1 protein-coding gene is annotated in these 1,324 nt (G+C 45.8%); it reads right to left on the bottom strand.

Going from position 1 to position 1,324, the window contains the following annotated elements:
• Positions 1-1,115, bottom strand: a 1,115-nt coding sequence (locus tag IM273_RS12640) for an integrase arm-type DNA-binding domain-containing protein (protein ID WP_193055545.1), incomplete at its 3' end; no start/stop codon positions are given.
• Positions 1,116-1,324: the final 209 nt, after the last annotated feature.

Here is a 1,324-nt window from a genome sequence, read left to right as displayed (position 1 = left end):
CGCTCCTGATGGCTCATCTGCCTCTCAACAGCATCTCTCGACCACTTTCCTGACTCGATCAAAGCACTACAAGCCATCGCTCTAAAACCATGCCCACATACCTCAACAGTTGTGTCATAACCCATCGACCTTAGTGCCTTGTTGACTGTGTTTTCGCTCATAGGTTTTCTGAAATCATGATCGCCAATGAATACAAGGTCGCATTCACCGCTGATTTCTCTGATTGCTTTTAGAAGTTCTAAGGCCTGACGACTTAACGGCACGAGGTGTGGGGTCTTCATTTTTGAGCCTCGATGGGAATATTTGACTCCTGGCAATGGCTCGCGTTCTCCAGGGATAGTCCACATCGCATTTTCAAAGTCGATCTCCGACCATCTTGCGAATCGGAGTTCACTGGAACGGATAAAAATGAGCAATGTCAGCTTTACGGCTAACTTCGTGAGTTTCCTACCTTTGAAGTTATCAATTCGTTCTAAGAGTTCTGAAAATCGTTCGAATGGCAAAGCAGGCCTGTGGATTCTTTTGGCTACAGCAATAGCTCCTGCCATCTCCTGAGCAGGGTTGTAATCTATCAGCCCGTTCTGGACAGCATATCGCATTACTGCCGTCGTTCTTTGCTGTAGTCGGGAAGCAACTTCCAGTCGCCCGGAAGCTTCAACAGCCTTGATAGGGGCAAGAAGATCTCTGGTATTAAGCTCGGATATTTTTCTTTTACCAATAGTAGTAAAGAGACCATCTTCCATGCTTTTTAGAACTCTCTCGCTGTGGGAATCAGACCATTTCCTTTTACAAGCAGTATGCCAGTCCCTTGCGACAGCCTCGAATGTCAAGGCTTCGCTTTGCTCGATCTTATCTGTTTTTTTCTTCTCAGAAGGGTCGATGCCATCAGATACCAACTTTTTGGCTTCATCTCGCTTCCTGCGGGCTTCACCAAGAGAGACCATTGGATAAACACCCAATGCTAAAACTTTCTGTTTGCCCCCGAAACGGTATTGGAGTCGCCAGTATTTTGAACCATTGGGATTGATCAGCAGGTGCATACCCTGCCCATCTGTGAGTTTGAAGGGTTTGTCGGAGGGCTTGGTAGTCCTAACTTTGATATCGGTGAGTGCCATCAGTTGATACCTCCAGTGTTGGTACCAAAATCAATCGAACCGGGAATACCATCAGTTATACCATCATCAGTTGGTATATGTTCAAGGAATTGAGTAGACGTGTACAGACTAAGAAAAGCCAGAAACCTGCTTAACTTACTGTTTTTATGGACTAAAGTAGACGTTAGTAGACTTGAAAAAAGCTTTGTATGGTGCCGAAGGCCGGACTC

The organism is Enterobacter cloacae complex sp. P13B, from assembly GCF_014895915.1.
Taxonomy (GTDB): domain Bacteria; phylum Pseudomonadota; class Gammaproteobacteria; order Enterobacterales; family Enterobacteriaceae; genus Enterobacter; species Enterobacter bugandensis.
Note: the sequence above shows the minus strand (reverse complement) of the source record. Positions and strands in the feature narration are given on the sequence as shown.